We start from the raw sequence: 17,368 nt of genomic DNA, 5'->3' as shown, positions 1-17,368 counted from the left end.
TGAGCCTGAATCGCTGGTGATGATGGCTATCGCATTCGTCGCATTGATTGCCAATACCAGTTGTCTGCTGCTCATATCCAAACATCGGGAAGGCGGGGCGCACATGAAGGCAAGCTGGATATTCTCGGCCAACGACGTGGTGATCAACCTGGGGGTCATCACCGCCGGCGCCCTGGTCGCGTGGACCGGTTCCAATTATCCGGATCTGATTATCGGCACCATCGCGGGGGGCATTGTACTTAACGGTGCCAGACGCATTTTGGCGTTGAAGGGTTAAATAATGCTCATTATTGGCAAAAAGCTCTCGCCGTATGCCCTATTGTCCATATCGGGCCTGCTGGCAGCGTCTGATCAGGCTGTAAAGTGGCTGGTGCAGCAATCAATGGCCTATGGCGAGTATGTTTCGGTGACCCCGTTCTTTAACTGGGTGCACCTATGGAACACCGGTGCCGCATTCAGTCTTTTTGCGAATGGTGGAGGCTGGCAGCGCTACTTTTTTATCGGAATCGCGGTAGTGGTCTCGATTTTTCTGATCAAGCTGATCCTTGAAAATCGTCATAAAGGAGAAGCCATCGCTTACAGTCTTATCCTCGGTGGCGCCATGGGCAACCTGATTGACCGGGTCTTTCGCGGCTATGTTGTGGATTCCTTTGATTTCTATTGGCGAGACTGGCATTGGCCGGCCTTCAACCTGGCTGATATTGCAATTGTCCTCGGTGCCTTACTTTTCGTTTCCAGCAGCTTGTTGGGTAAAAAAGCAAACACCAATGCCGAGCCGGATGGATCTGACTGACACCTACGCCTATACAACACCATGACCGAACTTCCCGACAACATCCTTCACCTGCCGCAATACCAAGTACTGGGCTGCAAATCAACCGACGACGAAATGCACTTCCAGGTGGACGTGCCCGATCCCATCGCCTGCGAGGAATGCGGCGTGCAGGGTGAGTTCGTACGGTTCGGCAAGCGTGACGTTCCCTATCGTGATCTGCCCATCCACGGCAAGCGGGTCACTCTCTGGGTGGTCCGCCGCCGATACACCTGCCGGGCCTGCAAGACAACATTCAGGCCCCAGCTACCGGAGATGGTGGACGGATTCCGTATGACACTGCGGCTGCATGAGTACGTGGAGAAGGAATCCTTCAACCACCCCTACACCTTTGTGGCGGCACAGACCGGCCTGGACGAGAAGACGGTGCGCGACATCTTCAACGCCCGCGCCGAGTTCCTGGGGCGCTGGCACCGCTTCGAGACGCCCCGCATCCTGGGCATTGACGAGCTATACCTGAACAAGCGCTACCGCTGCATTCTGACCAACATTGAGGAGCGAACCCTGCTCGACCTGCTGGCCACCCGCCGCCAGGACGTGGTGACCAACTACCTGATGAAGCTGAAAGACCGGCAGAAGGTCGAGATCGTCAGCATGGACATGTGGAACCCCTACCGGGCAGCGGTCAAGGCTGTGCTGCCCCAGGCCCGTATCGTGGTCGATAAGTTCCATGTGGTGCGCATGGCCAACGATGCCCTAGAGAGAGTGCGCAAGGGCCTCAGAAAGGAGCTGAAACCGTCCCAGAGCCGGACTCTCAAGGGAGACCGGAAAATCCTGCTGAAACGCGCTCACGAAGTCTCAGACCGGGAGCGCCTCATCATGGAGACCTGGACAGGCGCGTTCCCGCAACTGCTGGCCGCCTACGAGCACAAGGAGCGCTTCTACGGCATCTGGGACGCCACCACACGGCTCCAGGCAGAAGCCGCCCTGGACGAGTGGATAGCCACCATCCCGAAGGGCCAAAAGGAAGTCTGGAGCGATCTGGTAAGGGCAGTGGGAAACTGGCGCGAAGAGACCATGACCTACTTCGAGACGGACATGCCCGTCACCAACGCTTACACGGAGTCCATCAACCGACTGGCCAAGGACAAGAACCGTGAAGGGCGCGGTTACTCCTTCGAGGTGATGCGGGCACGAATGCTCTACACCACGAAGCACAAGAAGAAGGCACCGACTGCGAAGGTCTCTCCTTTCTACAAGAAAACCATCGGTTACGGACTGCCGGACTTCGCAGAGGAACTCAACTACGGAGTCGATCTATCAACCATCTGAGGGTGGTATCAGATTGATGGGGTGAAGGTGCCCCATCAACCATTAAATCCGTATCCAATGTTTCTAGCAGCAGGACACCTATCACCGGGACTGGCAACTGTCCTGGCAAGTACTCAGCCCCTGATTGCCGCAGCGATCGCCGCCGCTTGGCTCGGAGAAACGTTGAAGACCAAGGGCATAGCCGGACTTGTCATAGGTTTTTTGGGCGTCACCTTGCTTTCTTGGTCCGGATTCGACAATAACAATGCCGGTTATCTATGGGGAATTACCTGGGTTCTTGTGGGCGCCATCGGAATAGCCATCGGCAACATTTTATTAAAGAAGCGTGCCGGGGGATCAGTTGCCGCACCCATGGCCGTCCAGTTATTAATAGGCGGCGGAATACTCTTTCTTGCATCCGCGGTGGGCGGCGAACAGTGGGAAATTCGGTGGACATTTCGGTTCACCGGTTCCCTGCTCATTCTATCCGCTCTGGCGACAGCCGCCATGATGTATTTATGGTTCGCCCTGCTGGCCCGCGCCCCCTTAAACCGATTGAACGTCTTCAGCTTTCTAACCCCGGCACTTGGGTTGCTAATTGGATTTATGTTCTTTGAAGAGCGACTCCAACCCGTCCAAATTCTTGGAATAATTGTTGTCATTGTCGGTATAGCCATAATGCAAGGGAGAGGTGCTGTGGCAGCCGCCGACGAGAGTGCAACACCGCCTTAGTCGCTAGAGTCCTTCCTCCTTACTATAAAGATGGAGTGGAAAACCCCGTAACAGGAGTAAAATGTGATAGAACGAATGCGCCAAGGAGCACCCACCAGCCGATTATCGGTAGTCTTGCCGGAACTCCCCCTGGCGGGATTTGGTTTTTTGACGCACTTTTTATGGGAGATGCTTCAAGTACCCTGGTTCATGGGTATGGCGAATTCGTCTCACGGCTCTGTGGTTTGGCTGTGTATCCAGGCTACCGGCGGCGATGTGCTGATTCTACTGGCCAGCTTCTGGTTTTCCTCAATAGTCTTTGGACACCGTCGATGGCTCATCGAGGGAAAACGAAAGCCTGCTATCACCCTTCTGGTTGCGGCACTTCTCGTAACCATCGTCATGGAATGGCTGGCGACTGGCCCGCTAGAGCGGTGGACATACGCAGACTCCATGCCGATCATACCGCTGTTAGGCGTGGGGCTAGCTCCACTTCTGCAGTGGATTATTCTCCCGCCACTGATAATGTGGCTGTCGCACAGACATATGCTTGGCTGCATGGCAATTCGATCCAGTCGTGCGGTTTAGCTGCATAAGAGCACTGGCTCTCTGCGCCGGCACAAGCGCTTACGCCGGTCAAAAACTGAGCAGACAAAATCGCCGACACAAGCTTGTTTAAGGCAAAGAATTCAGAATTTCTATAACGAGAAGAGGAAACGAGCCATGAACCAATCTACCGCAGTGAATACCAGTTTGCGGACTATTCCGCTAGGCAACACCCTGTCAGTTCTGTTAGTAATCAGCTATCTGCTGTGCGTAGGCTTTGGCCTGCTCGCCCCGGCGCAGATGCGTATGTACGAAGCTTGGGCGCCTTTATTGCCCGGCTTCGAATGGCTTACGTGGTCGGGATTTTTAATTGGATTAGTTGAAGCCTATTTGTACGGTTGGTACATCGCGGCTCTGTTTGTGTCTTTGTATCGCTGGTTCTCAAAAGAGAGACAATGATTATTTTTAATGGATCCTACGTCGAAACGGGTAGAAACGTGAGAACTGTCTGGTGAGCTATTTATGAACCGATTAACAACTTTCCTGAAGAGACACCTCGGTGATGTCGGGGTGGTTTTCTACACCTCACTACTCATTATTACCGCCTTTGTCGTCACCGCTGCCCTTCAGCCGGAAACTGTTGAAGCAATCGCCCAGAAAGTCCTCGATGCAACCGCCAAAAATGTTGGTTGGATGTACTTGATGGCAACCACCGGCTTTGTACTATTTATCTTTTTCCTGGCGTTCTCCAGGTTCGGAAACCTCCGCCTGGGCCAGGAGAACGAGTTGCCGGAGTTCTCCTTCACCAGCTGGCTGGCCATGATTTTCTCGGGGGGCATGGGCGTTGGACTGGTGTTCTGGGGCGTGGCGGAACCCATCATGCACTTGAACGTTCCGCCCCTGGGCCTTGCCGAGCCGCGCAGCGTAGAGGCGGCGCAGCTGGGCATGCGTTACTCGTTCTTTCACTGAGGTTTTCACCAATGGGCCAACTTTACCCTTGTGGGTCTGGCTATCGCTTATGTCCGTTTTCGCCACCATAGCTATGGTTTGATCAGCGAAACATTCCGCCCCCTGTTGGGAGAGCGAGTAGACCGCGGTTGGGGAAAAGCCATCGATATTCTGGCGGTAGTATCCACCTTGTTCGGGGTTGCAACGACTCTGGGGCTTGGCGCGCTGGAGGTCAATAGCGGCCTCTCCCGGCTGGGTGTAATGGATTACTCGACCACATCGCAGTTTATGATCCTGGGAGGGCTTGCAACGCTTTTTACCATATCGGCCATGACGCCACTCGACAAGGGCATACGCCATCTCAGTAACGCCAACCTTGTAATCGCGAGCGGCCTCCTGCTCTTCGTCCTGGTCACGGGACCCACGGCCTTTATTTTTGGTGAGCTCACCCAAACGCTTGGCGAGTATCTCGGAAACCTCATCGAAATGAGCCTGGTAACCGCCCCCCACTCCGACGAAAAGTGGGTGGAGCAGTGGACCATGTTTTACTGGGCATGGGGGTTAAGCTGGGCGCCCTTCGTGGGGAGTTTTATCGCCCGAATATCAAGGGGAAGAACCATTCGGGAGTTCGTCATGGGGGTAATGGTCATTCCCGTCGCCTTGAGCATGCTGTGGTTCTCAACCTTTGGTGGTTCCGCCATCCATTTCGAACTGTTTGAAGGCGTCGGTATCGCCGATGCCGTGGCAGAAGAAGTTCCATCCGGTCTTTACGTACTTTTAGATCAACTGCCTTGGGGTGGGGTCGCCGCTGTTCTGGCGGTCATACTGGTCTCGATGTTTGTGGTCACCTCTGCGGACTCAGCCACCTTCGTACTGGGCATGTTCACCTCCAAGGGTGTACTAACGCCAACACGCTTTGTTCGAGTGCTCTGGGGCTGCTTGCAGCTGTTAATGGCCTCCGTGCTCTTGCTGAGCGGCGGGCTGAACGGGCTCCGCACTCTTTCCATTGTCGCCGCATTTCCTTTTATGTTGCTGATGGTCCTAATGGCTTTCTCTCTTCATAAAGACCTTGCGACAGACATTAGGCGCCGCGAAGAGAAAAACGCAATGATGCATGTCCGCATGGAGCAATGGCTGCTGAGAGAGTCTGAGCGGGAAGCGGAGCGTCAGGAAGAAGAGGAACTCCATCCAAGCGCGCCCGAGCAATGTCCGGGATTGAGCCGGACAGGACAATCGACCCAGATAGAAGAGACGTAGCTGGTGAAACAACAAGGGGCCAAGTTACCCTGGCCGACGCCCTTTCCTGGGCTTACGGTACCGGACGATGAAATGCCCAATTGAGAAAGTACGGACTGAAAAACCACTCGTTACCAAATCCACCGCTTCATCAAGCGGTTTCCATGGCCCAAGTACAGCGCATTTTGCTACAATCCCGAGAACTTTCGTAAACCTACGATCATTTGGTATGACCTGTGCACCCAACTAATGAAATTTCACAGCAGGCAGAGGCAAAAAGACTCAACCAAAGTTGTTCCTGCGTCACTCTCGATCGGCCAGCGGTAGCTCAGGATATCGCCCATCAACTGGGTGAAGGCGCCGAGGATATTTTGTCCAGCGAGGCCTGGCATCAACTTTTCTCCAACGTTGCTGTCTTTGTTCCCGACCAAGATCTGGCCAAGATGCAGGCCTTGGTTCGCGCATTGGAAGCGGCCGCTGCGCTCTCCGACTATCGAGAGAAGGTGTTGTCCTGGGCACCATCGACAGCACGGCTCGACCCCGGTCCCGCTGGTGCCTTTATGGGCTATGACTTCCATCTTGGCGACGATGGACCACGTCTAATCGAGATTAACACCAATGCCGGAGGTGCGTTTCTCAATGCGATTCTTGTCCGTGCCCAAAAACGATGCTGTGGCGGTGCGACCAATGAACTCTGGACCGAGGACTTTGACCGCGAGGTGATCCGTCAGTTCGAAAGCGAATGGCGCGCCCAGCGCGGCAGCAGACGCCTGGAGACAATCGCGATCGTCGATGATCAGCCAGAGGAACAGTACCTCTATCCGGAATTCAGGCTCGCTCAGAGGTTGCTGCAGAGGGGCGGAATCGAGACCCACATTCTGTCCCCCAAAGATTTTCAGCTTAATAACGGAGTGCTGTACGGCAACGGCAAACGAATCGATCTGGTGTACAATCGGTTGGTGGACTTCGGACTCGAAGCCCCCGATCACGCCACCTTACGCGCGGCCTGGTCGGTGGGAGGCGCTGTTATAACCCCCAACCCCCACATTCACGCACTGTTCGCGAACAAACGCAATTTGGCTGTTCTGTCAGATCAAACGACCTTGAGGGAGTGGGGCCTGAGCGCTGAGAACGCCGAATTGCTTCGCCAAAGTATTCCGCGCACCCAGTTAGTCGATGCCGCCAATGGCGAAGAACTCTGGCGGCAGCGACGGCAATTGTTTTTCAAACCTGTAGCGGGTCATGGCAGCAAAGGAGTTTACAAAGGCAGCAAACTCACAAAAAGCGCCTTTGCCCGAATTCTAGAAAGCGACTACATCGCGCAGACCTATGTGCCACCTTCAGAACGCCTGGTGATGGTCGATGACGAGAGGGAAATGCTCAAGGTCGACGTACGTCTATATACCTATCGCGGCGAGCTGCTGTTGGCGGCGGCGCGCTTGTATCGGGGCCAGACCACCAATTTTCGCACCCCAGGTGGTGGCTTTGCACCAGTTCTCCTCAAGCAAACCTAGCGGGAGACATTTCCGCCCGCCAAGAAGTACCGGGCCGGCAGCGGCCTCCGCGCGCTGACTCCAGCAAAAACGGATAGCCCTATTTTACTTACATGTCATCCATGCGCCCTATCTGCCGTACCAAGCGCTTGGTTTCATGCTCTTCCATATCCAGCAATGACTGCACCAGTTCTGTGACCTCGGGTATTTCTGCCTTTTCGATAAGCGTTCGGTAAAGACTGATGATTTGTTCGTGGAAATCGACCACTTCCATCTCTACTGAAGTGGCATCCATTTTGGCGTAGTGATCGTCGCAATCCAGGTGGGTGGTAATAGGAGTGTGCGGCATGTAATCGTACACATAAGTGCGAGCTGCGCTGGGATCAGCCTGCTGTTCAAACCCTGCCACTATTTTCTCTATTTCCGCTTCGTGCGAGGCCAGATACTCAAGCAGCAGAGAAGCGCGTTCATTTTGATGAAGCGGAGCGCAATGAGACAGGCACTTTGCCAGGCTCCCGTGCAACTTTCGGCTCCATTCAATCAGGTCAAAAATAGTTTCAACTTTCATGCTAAACCTCTTGTCTGAATTTAAAAATACGTCGCTTAAAACGTCAGCGACCATGGTACTAGGAATGCCATTACGTCATCGGAATCACAAGGAAGAACTGCGCAGCCAACCCGATGATGACCGTGCCTGAAAGCGCGGTTATCGCCACCATGCTCAGCCAATATTCGGGGGCATTCGGAGCCGCCTCCCCTTGCCGGTACATGGGTACAATAATGCGCAAATACACCGCCAGCGAAAGCACACTATTGACAATCCCCACCACCGCCAGCCACGTGAATTGGGCATCTATGACAGCCGCAAAAATCAGGAACTTGCCCACGAAACCAGCAAGTGGCGGAATGCCGACCAACGACAGCAGAAATAGCACCATTGCGATCCCCATTAATGGCCTGTTGCGCCCCAGGCCATTGAAATCGGTCAAGGTGCGTCCGACCATGGCAACAATGGCGAAGGCACCTAGGTTCATGGCCGCGTAGGCGGCGGCGAATAGAATGATCGATGGCAAGGCAAGCGCGCTTGAGCCCACGGCCAAAATGCCCAGCAGGAAGTAACCGGACTGCGCAATTGATGAGTAAGCCAACAGCCGAACGACATTATCCTGCGCCAATGCGGCGAGGTAGCCGTACGTCATACTCAGTACCGCCAGCCCCGCAATAGCTGCGGGCCAACCGCTCTCCATGGGCAGGTCTCGAAGCACTTGGGTTAGCGCGAACAGAGCGCCGACTTTGGGCACCACAGACAGGTAGGCGGCTATCGATAAGGGCCCGCCTTGATAAGCGTCTGGCACCCAGAAATGAAACGGAACCAATGACGCCTTATAGCCGAGGCCGACAATCGCCGTCACCAGGCCGAGGATGGCGGCTAGCGGCATGGCGTCGGCGCGCGCGAGATCAGAGAGCAGCGTGGAGCCAGCGGCGCCGAACCAGTAACTCAAGCCAAAGACCATCACCGCGCCGGTAACCGAGCCGAATACAAAGTATTTCATGGCGGCTTCGGTGGCCGGGTCATCGTCCGGGTAGGCCACCAGCGCGAAGCTGGCCAGGCTGGTCAACAAGACGCCCAGCACTAGAAACATCATATCGCCGCTTCCGGCCAGAACGAGTGCACCAAAAGTGGCAAAGCACAGCAAACTGTAGACCGTGCCCTCACGAACGGTGCCTCGCACATCCACGCGCGCCAGCAACAGGGAAAGCACGGTGGCGGGCAACAGGATAAGTTTGGCCCAAATACTGAGCGTGTCGATTCGGAAGCTGCCCCCGAACACGGCGGCGTCGGTGCCCAGCATACTCAAGGTCAAGCCCGTGGCGATGAACAGGCCCACGATGGCAACCGCCAAGGCAACGCGCGGCCAGCGCAGCATTTCCGCAATCAGTGCACCGACCGCCGTTAACAGAACGGCTATTTCGGGAATTAATAACGCAAGGTCATGACCCATTACAGCACCAACGCCGAGGTCGTCCGATGAATGATGTCCAGCACCCAGGACGGCGCCACCCCGGTAACTAGGGTAAGCACCAGCAGTGGCGCCACGGCGAGCAGTTCCCGCACGCTCAGGTCGGGCATGCTATGCCAGCGTTGCTGGGGCTCGCCAAGGAAGGTTTCGCGGATTGCCTTGAGAAAAGTGCCGGCAATGATCGCGATGCCCAGTATCGCGACAACAGCGGCGGGCACAGTGCCCAGAGTGCTGAGAAATATCTGGAACTCGGCCGGAAAGTGCGCCAGACCAGGCAGACCAAGGGACGCGAAGGCTGCCAGCATAAATGACCAGCCCAGCAGCGGAACCGTTTTAAGTAGGCCACCGAATTCACCCATTTCCCGAGTATGCGCACGCTCCTGAATCATGCCCACCAGGAAGAACAATGCACCGGTCACCAGGCCGTGACTGAACATCTGCAGGACGGCGCCATCGAGGGCGGTGGCACGCACTGAGGGGTCTAGGGTCAGTGCGGCCACGGCGACGCCGATGATCACATAGCCCATGTGGTTGATCGAGGTATAGACCACCAGGCGCTTGAGATCGGTCTGCGCCAGAGCGGCGAAGGCGCCATAGAGCGCGCCGATGACACCGAAAACCAAAACAACGACGCCGGCTTCGCGGAACGCCTCCGGAGTCATTTGTAGAGCGAAGCGAACCAGCCCATAGGTTCCAAATTTCAGCATGATGCCGGCCAGGATGACACTGCCGATAGTCGGCGCCTGAACGTGGGCGGCAGGTAACCAAGTGTGCAGCGGTACGGCGGGGATCTTGACCGCGAAAGTAACCAGCATGGCGACCAACGCCCACATGGCCGCGGCCCCTTCAAGCGGTGGATTAGCGATCCAGGCGCGCATGTCGAAGCTGGGATCGGGACTGCCGAGGTAAAGCCCCAGGATGGCGAGCAATAACGGCAGGCTGCCCAGAAGCGTGTAGATAAAGAACATCAGAGCCGCCCGCTGCCGGTCCTCATGCCCCCAGCCGGCAATCATGAAATACATCGACACTAGGGAGACTTCGAAGAACACATAGAACAGAATTCCGTCGAGGGCGGTAAAGGTGCCGATAGCCGCAGTTTCCAGAAGTAGAACCAAAGCCACGTAGGCGCGCGGGCGCTCGCGCAGCGACGAAGCATAGATGAACGCCACCAAAAACAGCATGGCACTCAGCAGCACTAAGGGCAGGCTGATACCATCCACCCCGACCCGGTAGGCGGCACCGATGGCCGGAATCCATTCGAGCTCTTCGACTTGGGAAAAGCCCGCGCCACTCACTCCCTCCAGCCACATGGCCAGCGCGCCGACCAGAGTTAAACCGGCGGTGCCAATACCAATGCTGTGTACGGTTCGCGCCGTTGGCCTCGGAAGGGCCAGAATCAGGACGGCACCGGCGAGCGGCAAAAACAGAGTAAGTGATACAACTGGTAGCATGAGTATGGCTGTCCTCTAGAAACTCAATGAAGCCGAAAGCAGTATGATCAGTGTTACGGCGGTAACCACGGCGCTGATAGCCAGACTGTGGTGAATCCAACCGCTTTGCAGGGAGCGGGCACGGTCTCCCCAGCCTCGCACGCCGGCCACCAGGGAGAAGATCAGGCCGTCGATTCGGCGCTCATCTCCTACCCGAACCAAATGCGCCACGGCCAAGCTGGCACGGCCAGTACACAACACCGCCGCATACAAACCTCGTTCCACGCGCCCGCAACCTCGAGCAATGAAGAGGCCTCCACGGCCGACACTCAGGACGGTCGCGTATAGGCCACGCTCCAGGCGCAGGCAGCCGTAGGCAATGGCCATGGCTGGTCGGCCGATCCAGAAGGTGAGCCCTCCGGCGATGACCAGCCCCGATTGTGCCCAGGGGTGGAAAGGGCCAAGCAGGCGCGGTGCCGGTACCAGCCAGCCCAGCGCCAGGCCGACCACTGCCGCGAGAAGTCCGAACAGCATGGCGGTAGTGCCATGGGCTTCAGGGCCGGGTAAACCCAACAAGGCTTCAATGGGACCGAAGGTCAGACCCAGGAAGACGGCTGGGATTACCAGGGCCCATACTCCCACCCCCATCCAGCGGGCACCGGCGACCGGACGGCTTTCGCTCTCGCCCTCCTCGCGCTCGAGCCATAGCATCCGAAGCGCGCGAGCCAGGTAGGCGCCAGTCAGCAGTGTGCCCGCCAGTGCCAGCGGAGCGAGCCAGGCGGTACTTGGTGCGGACAGCGCGGCGGCGATCACCGCGTCCTTTGAGAAGAAGCCGCTCAGCGGTGGAGCACCCACCAGGGCCATCGCTGCCAATGCGAAGCCGAGGAAAGTCCAGCGCCGATCGCGCCCTACACCCCGCAAGCACCTCAAAGCCGTGCCGCCGCGCGCATGCTGAAATTCACCAGTCGCTAAAAACAGGCCGCTCTTGATGGCGGCATGGGCGAGCAGATGCAGCAACGCCGCCAGCGGCACACCGGCGCCGACCGCAATCAGCATCAGACCATACTGACTGGCGGTTGAGGCTGCCAGCAGGCGTTTGAGGTCGCGTTCGGCCAGCGCAATCAGCCCTGCCGCCACGGTAGTAATACCGCCCACCAGCCCAATAGCGAGCAAAACGTTCGGCGCCAGCAGCGGCGCTACGCGGATCAGTAAAATGGCGCCAGCTGCCACCAATGTCGCCGAATGCAACAACGCCGACACCGGTGTTGGCCCCGCCATGGCGCGCATAAGCCAATCCTGCAAGGGGACCTGGGCGGACTTGCCCATGGCGGCCAGCAGCAACAAAAGCCCGGCCGCCACGGCGGTGCCTCCGTCGACATTCAGGGTGGCGGCGATCTGGCTGGTGCCTGCCGCCCCGATGAGGATAAATATAGCGATGTACAGACCAAGGTCGGCGCTGCGGGTGTAGAGAAAGGCACGGCTCGCGGCGTTCGCCGCTTCGGGTCGCTGAAACCAGAAGCCGATCAGCAGGTAACTGCACAACCCGATCAGCTCCCAGGCGACGAGCACCAGAATCCAGTCGCCGGCCAGCACCAGGGCCTGCATGGCGGCAACAAACAGGGACATGAGGGCAAAAAATCGGGGTAAACCGGACTCCCGCTTCATATAGCCCACCGAATAAATCAGTACGCAAGTCGCCACGGCGGCCACCAACACACTGAACAGCGCGGTTAGCGGCTCGGCGGTCAACCGCAAGGGCAGATCCGGCAAGCCTGGCAGCACCAGGGGTGCGGAGTCACCACTGGCGGTCGCCCCTAAAAGCCTAAGGCTTGCCGCCAGGCTGAGTGCGACCCCGGCCAACGCCAAAATAGCCGCTCCCCGGCGCAGCAGCAGAATGGCAGCGGCCGCAAGCAAAGGGAACACTATGGGAAAGACCAGGTCACTCATCCTTTCAGGTCTCCTGCCTCTTCCATCTCGACCGAGCCCTTGGCCCGGAAGCGTGCAATTGCGACGCCGAAACCGACGGCCATCTCCACTGCCATAACCGTCATCACCACCAGCACAAACATCTGTCCGGCGTAGACCTCCGGATGCAGAAAGCGCCAAAAGGCCACCAGGTTCACCAGCGCGCCCGCCAGAATCAGCTCCACGCCCATCATTATCATGACCAGATTAGTCTGCGAGAGCGCGCCATAGATACCGACACCAAAGAGAATGGCGCCGGTCAGAAGTGCCAGGATCAGTACCGGAGTCATTTTGAAGCCTCCTGTTCTTTATCACCGTTTCCCTTGTCGAGCTTTCCTGTGTCGACGCCGGGCTGGCGCACCGGAATCGCTACTGCCGTAGCCGCGATCATTGCGGTCAGGATGGTGATGGCGGCGGTCTCGAAAACCAGCATAGAGCGACCCAACATTTCAAAACCGAGTTCCCGCGTTTGCATTGCGGCATCCGGCGCCTCGGCGACTATCGGTCCCCAATCAGAGAACAGCGCTACCGAGATGGCGGTGGCGGCGGCAATGGCTCCGGCGCCAATCGAAAAGCGCTTCTGGTGGCTCATATCCATCCCGCCAAGCCCACCGGGGTCCATCATGAACATCACCATGAAGATGGCCATGATGCTCATTTCGGTGGCCATCATCATAATCTGCAGCACGCCCAGGAATTCGGCCTGCATGGCCAGAAACATGCAGCCCACGGCGGCCTGCGAAAACAGCAGCGCCAATGCAGAACGCACCATAGACGCAGTACGGAACACCGCCACACCGAAACCAATCGCTGCCAGCCCGAATACGCCGACAAAAAAAGCCTGAACAACCATTAAGGCACCACCAGGATGAGCAATCCGACTATCAAGATATTGAGCAATGCCAGAGGGATCCCGAGCTTCCAGCACCAGCCCAGCAGATCCGCCTCGCGAATACGAGGTAAATAAAAGCCGACCAACAACATCGATACGGCTACCGCCAGAGTCTTGATCAGGCTCCAGGCCCAGGGCGGCAAAAGCGGCCCCTGCCAGCCACCGAGAAAAAACACCGTGGTCGCGGCAGACAGGGTGATTACCATCACCAACCGTGCCAGCCGCAACACTGCCAGGCGCACGCCGGTGTATTCGGCGTCGACCCCGCCGGCCAACTCACCGGGTGCGGTAGGCAGGTCGAAGGGTGAGCGGAACGCCAACGCGATAGCGGCGATGAAAAACAACACAAAGCCCAGCGGTTGGTAAACTATGTTCCATAAACCGGCCTGAGACTCGACGATGGCACTGTTTAGCAGGGACTCAGCGCGCATGGCGGTCGCCGTAATGGGCATGACGATAAGCATGGAGTAGGCGATAAGCTGGCCGAGAAAGCGCCAGCCACCGACCATCGCGTAGGCGCCATTCGGGCCCCAACCCGCCATAATCAGCGATACCAACACATAGGCAAGCACCGCGTTAAGAAACAAGGCGCCGGTGGCCAGATCAGCGATGACCAGATCCGGCGCCAGCGGAAGCACGGCAGCACCGAGCACCGCTACCACCAGCAACAACACTGGCGCGGTCTCGAAAAACAACCGGTCGGGTTTGCGCGCCAGGATGGACTCCCGGCCCAGGTGCGACAGGCCCGCCAGCAGCGGCGCAACCGGTCGCAGGCGGCCGGTCGTTAGCCAGGCCTCAATCACAGCCAGTAACCAAGCGCCAACCAGCAAGGTGAGCAACACTAAGGCGACAGTCATGAGGTCACCTCCCAGGGCGAGAGATCCAGTGACCCGACCGCCACCAGGGCATCGCCCAGCTCCTGGCCCTCGACCAAATCGGCGACCAAGCCGATATGTTGGCTGCAGGCGCTATCCAGCTCGACCGATACCACCTGCCCTCGCTCCTGCGTTAGTCGCAATGTGGCGCGGCCACGCGGCGTTTCCACGGTCGCCTCTCCCGTTCCGGAAGGGTTGTCGATGGCGCGCAGCTTGGGGAGCTCAGGGTCTCCGGCCACCTCCACGAGGTCGAGACTGGTCATGATCTCAACATGCCGCTGCCGGAGACGCGCCCAGGCGTCCCCGGCGCTCTCAGCGCGCATTTCGAAACCCAGCTCGCGATACATTGCATCCGCCTGGCGGGCGTCTTCGGTTCGGCCGGAGGCGCGGGCCACCGTGCCTCGTAGATCCTGGGAGCCGTGGGGCAAAGCTCCGATGCCTTTCAAGCGCGCTTTGAGGAGGGGCGTATGCTCGAGCCGTGCAATGAGCGACTGCAGCGCCGGTCGCAGGGCGACAAGCTGCTCCCGGTCGGCGCGCTGGGTTTCCAATTGCAAAGCCGCCGCACGACGCGTTAACCAGACAAAGCTGAGCTGGCGCCCCAACTGAGCCAGCCAGCCCAGGTGGCTGGCGATGCGCTCGCGCTCAAGAGCGGCCGCCCGGCCCCGCTCGACGGCCGGATCTGGTTCCAGACCGGCCGCCTGCTCGATAGCGCGACAGGCCAAGAGGCGATAACTTACCGGTGCCAACGGCATAGCCGCCGCCAGGCGCTCGATGAAGGTTTCGACCGCCACCTCTTCAGATGACGTGTTCATAGCTACCAGAGATGTTGCTTGGCCCTCGGTCACCCCATCGCCGTCGAGCGTCAAGGTTAGCTTCAATCCGCCCGGCAAACCGGGAAAGCAGGGGCCGAAGGGCACCTCAAGCCAGTCCATTGCCAAACCATCGGCACTGCGGGGCAGGTCTTTGGTAACCTCGACCATGGACATGAATCCGGAACTGTCGTGGTCGTGGTCGTGGTCGTGGTCGTGGTCGTGGTCGTGGTCGTGGTCGTGGTCAGAATGATCATGCCCGTCATGGTCGTGCCCGGAATGGTCATGGTGGTGCTCGTGATCGTGCTCCGACACATCTTCCTTCACGCTCTCGTCTTCTCCGGGCTTATGCGGTTCTAGATCCATGCCGCATTTGGGGCACCTGCCCGGCTCGCTTCTGACTACTTCTGGATGCATGGGACAGATATATTCAGTGCCGGATTGTTCTTGAGCCGGTTCCTGTTGGTGACCGTGATCCTGGCCCTGATGATCCTCATGCTCATGGCAATGAGCATGCTCGTGATCGTCGTCGCCCTGATGCTGTTCGTGGTCATGAGCGTGTTTATGATTCTGGTGATGCCCGTGATGGCGCTCATGACTCTGTCCATGATCATTGTGGTGAGCATGGTGATGATCGTGTCCCTCGCTCTCATGCTTATGATCATGATGATGTTCGTGGTGCTCGTGGCCGCGGTTCTCGTCGTGTTCCCCGGCATCAGAGTCGCCGCCGGCTTCGCGCGCCACCAAGTCCATGCCGCATTTGGGACAGCTACCTGGTTCGTCTTCCACCACTTCTGGGTGCATGGGGCAGACGTATTCGGTTTTGGTTTGCAGGATTGATGAGTCAAAATCGTCGGGCGAGGCGGCGAAGGCGCCTTCGGCCAGCAACCGCTGCAGCCGAGTGGCCGCCTCCATCAGTTCGGTTTGTGAGAGATCCGCAGAAACGTCAGCTTGAGGTAAAGACGAAGGTGCTGACCCACCGAGCACTAGAATAGCTCGCGGCCTAGGCATCTGGGCATAGAGCACTGCTGTGGCCTCATCCAACTTCTGAGATAGCTCACCGACAATCAGAAGCACAGTGGCATCGCGCGGCGTGGCGGCGATGCGCATGTCTGCGGCCGCCAGGTCCAGCCCATGCGCCAGGGCCACTTCCGGCCCAGGGACTACCAGGCAGCTCAAATTGCGCGCCAGAGCCTGCCCAACCCACCTTCGCAGGATAGATGGACGCCCTTTGCGTGCGCCGGCAAGTGTCGTTGCGGCCTCAGACATCACTGCCGCCTCAGAGCGCCCTGGCTCCATCCGTAAAGCAGCCCGAGAAAGAGAATCGCAAGAAACACGCCCATATCAAGTAAAGCAACCAGCCCTACCTCCTTGAACACAACCGCCCAAGGGTACATGTAGGCCATCTCCATATCGAACGCCAAGAACAGCAACGCATAACCGTAATAGCGCGCATGATAACGTCCCCAGACCGGATCGCGTGACAGCACCCCCGCACTCGCCGGCACATCCTTTCCCGGCTCCTGCCGTGTCGCCCCCAAACTACGAGCCAAGCCATAAAGGCTCAACACCGTACCCAGGACACCCAGGGCTAACCCCAGCAGCAATGAGTATTGTTGTGTAGCGCTCATAACGTCTAACTTCTCAAGTTTACTCTGGCACAAGTTCGTGAGATCTAACTCTCTATTGCACAAAAAATATGGAACCCCGTTCAACGAATGGTTCGACGAAGATCAGTTTCAAGTCTAGACACCCTTGCCGGAAGCGCAAACTATCCCTCTACTCACGCGGTCAGAACCTCCGCCTTCTACTGAGTTTTAACAAGTAGATTCGACTACGGCACGTCCTTGAAGTCGCGAATATGCAACAGATCTTCTACCGGGAGAACGGCCACAAACCCGTCGCTGTCGAGCCCCTTGTGGACCGTCCGGGCAATGGTTTTCACTATTTTTTCCGCCCGACCCGCTTCCTCGAATATCTCGGCGCGAACCCAGTCAGCCATAGTGTCCTCTGCATAGTAGTTCCGGTACTCGCCGAAACCGCGTACCTTGGAAACCGTCAAGCCGGACACGCCAATTGCTTTCAGCGCGCCCTCGACTTTTTCAAGTTCTAACGAGGAAAATATTGCCGTTACTTTGCAAAATTTCGTATTCATCATAACTCCACTACATTAAGGAAATTGAGCGACGAGCAACTCAGATCATCCCTTCTTCCAGTAGTTAAACATTCGAAGCTAAACTGCAGTCAAAAACGGTACACACTTCTATTTTCTACGCCTCTTCAAAACTCAGTCGCCACGTTTGTTACATGGCCAATCCGCAAACGCCAGAAAATAGAGGGTAAGCGGATTAAATGGTTG

General features: G+C 57.6%; 16 protein-coding genes and 1 pseudogene. 7 read left to right on the top strand and 10 right to left on the bottom strand.

Annotated features, from left to right (window positions below; all coding sequences use genetic code 11):
- The 7 genes and pseudogenes from FGS76_RS14115 to FGS76_RS14080 form a co-directional block, all read left to right on the top strand.
- Positions 1-277, top strand: a 277-nt coding sequence (locus FGS76_RS14115; protein ID WP_138773297.1) for a cation efflux transmembrane domain-containing protein, incomplete at its 5' end; no start/stop codon positions are given.
- Positions 278-280: 3 nt separating this feature from the next.
- Positions 281-793: a signal peptidase II gene (gene lspA, locus FGS76_RS14110; RefSeq protein ID WP_004863699.1), complete on the top strand. Its 513-nt coding sequence runs from the start codon at positions 281-283 to the stop codon at positions 791-793.
- A 21-nt stretch (positions 794-814) separates the two neighbouring features.
- Entirely contained in the window at positions 815-2,104 is a 1,290-nt protein-coding gene (locus FGS76_RS14105; RefSeq protein WP_004574636.1) for an ISL3-like element ISPpu12 family transposase, read from the top strand.
- Between the two features lie 57 nt (positions 2,105-2,161).
- The gene (locus FGS76_RS14095) at positions 2,162-2,815 is read left to right on the top strand and encodes a DMT family transporter (protein WP_228235298.1); all 654 of its coding nucleotides are present in this window, start codon (positions 2,162-2,164) and stop codon (positions 2,813-2,815) included.
- Between the two features lie 702 nt (positions 2,816-3,517).
- Positions 3,518-3,799 (top strand): DUF5676 family membrane protein, encoded by a 282-nt coding sequence (locus FGS76_RS14090; protein ID WP_089034384.1) that lies wholly within the window; start codon positions 3,518-3,520, stop codon positions 3,797-3,799.
- Between the two features lie 63 nt (positions 3,800-3,862).
- Positions 3,863-5,545, top strand: a pseudogene (locus FGS76_RS14085) (BCCT family transporter).
- Between the two features lie 215 nt (positions 5,546-5,760).
- Positions 5,761-7,038, top strand: a complete 1,278-nt coding sequence (locus FGS76_RS14080) for an ATP-grasp domain-containing protein (protein ID WP_089034385.1) — start codon at positions 5,761-5,763, stop codon at positions 7,036-7,038.
- Positions 7,039-7,126: 88 nt separating this feature from the next.
- On the opposite strand, the gene FGS76_RS14075 is transcribed toward FGS76_RS14080, so the two are convergent.
- The 10 genes from FGS76_RS14075 to FGS76_RS14025 all read right to left on the bottom strand — a co-directional run bounded on the left by FGS76_RS14075 (position 7,127) and on the right by FGS76_RS14025 (position 17,167).
- A complete protein-coding gene (locus FGS76_RS14075; protein WP_089034386.1) occupies positions 7,127-7,585 on the bottom strand; it encodes an ATPase in 459 nt (152 codons plus the stop codon).
- Positions 7,586-7,655: 70 nt separating this feature from the next.
- Positions 7,656-9,020 (bottom strand): NADH-quinone oxidoreductase subunit N, encoded by a 1,365-nt coding sequence (locus FGS76_RS14070; RefSeq protein ID WP_089034387.1) that lies wholly within the window; start codon positions 9,018-9,020, stop codon positions 7,656-7,658.
- A complete protein-coding gene (locus FGS76_RS14065; protein ID WP_138773296.1) occupies positions 9,020-10,489 on the bottom strand; it encodes a complex I subunit 4 family protein in 1,470 nt (489 codons plus the stop codon). The genes FGS76_RS14070 and FGS76_RS14065 overlap by 1 nt, the downstream gene beginning before the upstream one ends.
- 15 nt (positions 10,490-10,504) lie before the next feature.
- Positions 10,505-12,415, bottom strand: coding sequence for an NADH-quinone oxidoreductase subunit 5 family protein (locus tag FGS76_RS14060; protein ID WP_138773295.1), 1,911 nt, complete (start codon positions 12,413-12,415; stop codon positions 10,505-10,507).
- Complete coding sequence (nuoK, locus tag FGS76_RS14055) at positions 12,412-12,723, bottom strand: NADH-quinone oxidoreductase subunit NuoK (RefSeq protein ID WP_008930119.1); 312 nt, start codon at positions 12,721-12,723, stop codon at positions 12,412-12,414. Before nuoK ends, FGS76_RS14060 begins: the two co-directional genes overlap by 4 nt.
- On the bottom strand, positions 12,720-13,286 hold the full coding sequence (locus tag FGS76_RS14050; protein ID WP_008930118.1) for an NADH-quinone oxidoreductase subunit J family protein: 567 nt from the start codon (positions 13,284-13,286) through the stop codon (positions 12,720-12,722). Before FGS76_RS14050 ends, nuoK begins: the two co-directional genes overlap by 4 nt.
- Entirely contained in the window at positions 13,286-14,182 is an 897-nt protein-coding gene (locus tag FGS76_RS14045) for a complex I subunit 1/NuoH family protein (RefSeq protein ID WP_008930117.1), read from the bottom strand. Before FGS76_RS14045 ends, FGS76_RS14050 begins: the two co-directional genes overlap by 1 nt.
- A complete protein-coding gene (locus FGS76_RS14040) occupies positions 14,179-15,813 on the bottom strand; it encodes a heavy metal-binding domain-containing protein (RefSeq protein WP_304529145.1) in 1,635 nt (544 codons plus the stop codon). The genes FGS76_RS14045 and FGS76_RS14040 overlap by 4 nt, the downstream gene beginning before the upstream one ends.
- A 464-nt stretch (positions 15,814-16,277) precedes the next feature.
- Entirely contained in the window at positions 16,278-16,640 is a 363-nt protein-coding gene (locus FGS76_RS14030; RefSeq protein ID WP_062816625.1) for an NADH-quinone oxidoreductase subunit A, read from the bottom strand.
- Positions 16,641-16,843: 203 nt separating this feature from the next.
- Complete coding sequence (locus FGS76_RS14025) at positions 16,844-17,167, bottom strand: P-II family nitrogen regulator (protein ID WP_082810827.1); 324 nt, start codon at positions 17,165-17,167, stop codon at positions 16,844-16,846.
- Positions 17,168-17,368: the final 201 nt, after the last annotated feature.

The organism is Alloalcanivorax gelatiniphagus (assembly GCF_005938655.1).
Lineage (GTDB): Bacteria > Pseudomonadota > Gammaproteobacteria > Pseudomonadales > Alcanivoracaceae > Alloalcanivorax > Alloalcanivorax gelatiniphagus.
The sequence above is the reverse complement of the archived record's forward strand: the minus strand, read 5'-3'. Positions and strand labels throughout refer to the sequence as shown.

Bases quoted from the DNA above. Each gene is read 5' to 3' on its own strand.
- FGS76_RS14095 (WP_228235298.1), top strand. From the start codon at position 2,162: ATGTTTCTAGCAGCAGGACACCTATCACCGGGACTGGCAACTGTCCTG.
- lspA (WP_004863699.1), top strand. From the start codon at position 281: ATGCTCATTATTGGCAAAAAGCTCTCGCCGTATGCCCTATTGTCCATA.
- FGS76_RS14050 (WP_008930118.1), bottom strand. From the start codon at position 13,286: ATGGTTGTTCAGGCTTTTTTTGTCGGCGTATTCGGGCTGGCAGCGATT.
- FGS76_RS14090 (WP_089034384.1), top strand. From the start codon at position 3,518: ATGAACCAATCTACCGCAGTGAATACCAGTTTGCGGACTATTCCGCTA.
- FGS76_RS14045 (WP_008930117.1), bottom strand. From the start codon at position 14,182: ATGACTGTCGCCTTAGTGTTGCTCACCTTGCTGGTTGGCGCTTGGTTA.
- FGS76_RS14025 (WP_082810827.1), bottom strand. From the start codon at position 17,167: ATGATGAATACGAAATTTTGCAAAGTAACGGCAATATTTTCCTCGTTA.
- FGS76_RS14060 (WP_138773295.1), bottom strand. From the start codon at position 12,415: ATGAGTGACCTGGTCTTTCCCATAGTGTTCCCTTTGCTTGCGGCCGCT.
- nuoK (WP_008930119.1), bottom strand. From the start codon at position 12,723: ATGACTCCGGTACTGATCCTGGCACTTCTGACCGGCGCCATTCTCTTT.
- FGS76_RS14065 (WP_138773296.1), bottom strand. From the start codon at position 10,489: ATGCTACCAGTTGTATCACTTACTCTGTTTTTGCCGCTCGCCGGTGCC.
- FGS76_RS14075 (WP_089034386.1), bottom strand. From the start codon at position 7,585: ATGAAAGTTGAAACTATTTTTGACCTGATTGAATGGAGCCGAAAGTTG.
- FGS76_RS14105 (WP_004574636.1), top strand. From the start codon at position 815: ATGACCGAACTTCCCGACAACATCCTTCACCTGCCGCAATACCAAGTA.
- FGS76_RS14070 (WP_089034387.1), bottom strand. From the start codon at position 9,020: ATGGGTCATGACCTTGCGTTATTAATTCCCGAAATAGCCGTTCTGTTA.
- FGS76_RS14030 (WP_062816625.1), bottom strand. From the start codon at position 16,640: ATGAGCGCTACACAACAATACTCATTGCTGCTGGGGTTAGCCCTGGGT.
- FGS76_RS14040 (WP_304529145.1), bottom strand. From the start codon at position 15,813: ATGCACCCAGAAGTGGTGGAAGACGAACCAGGTAGCTGTCCCAAATGC.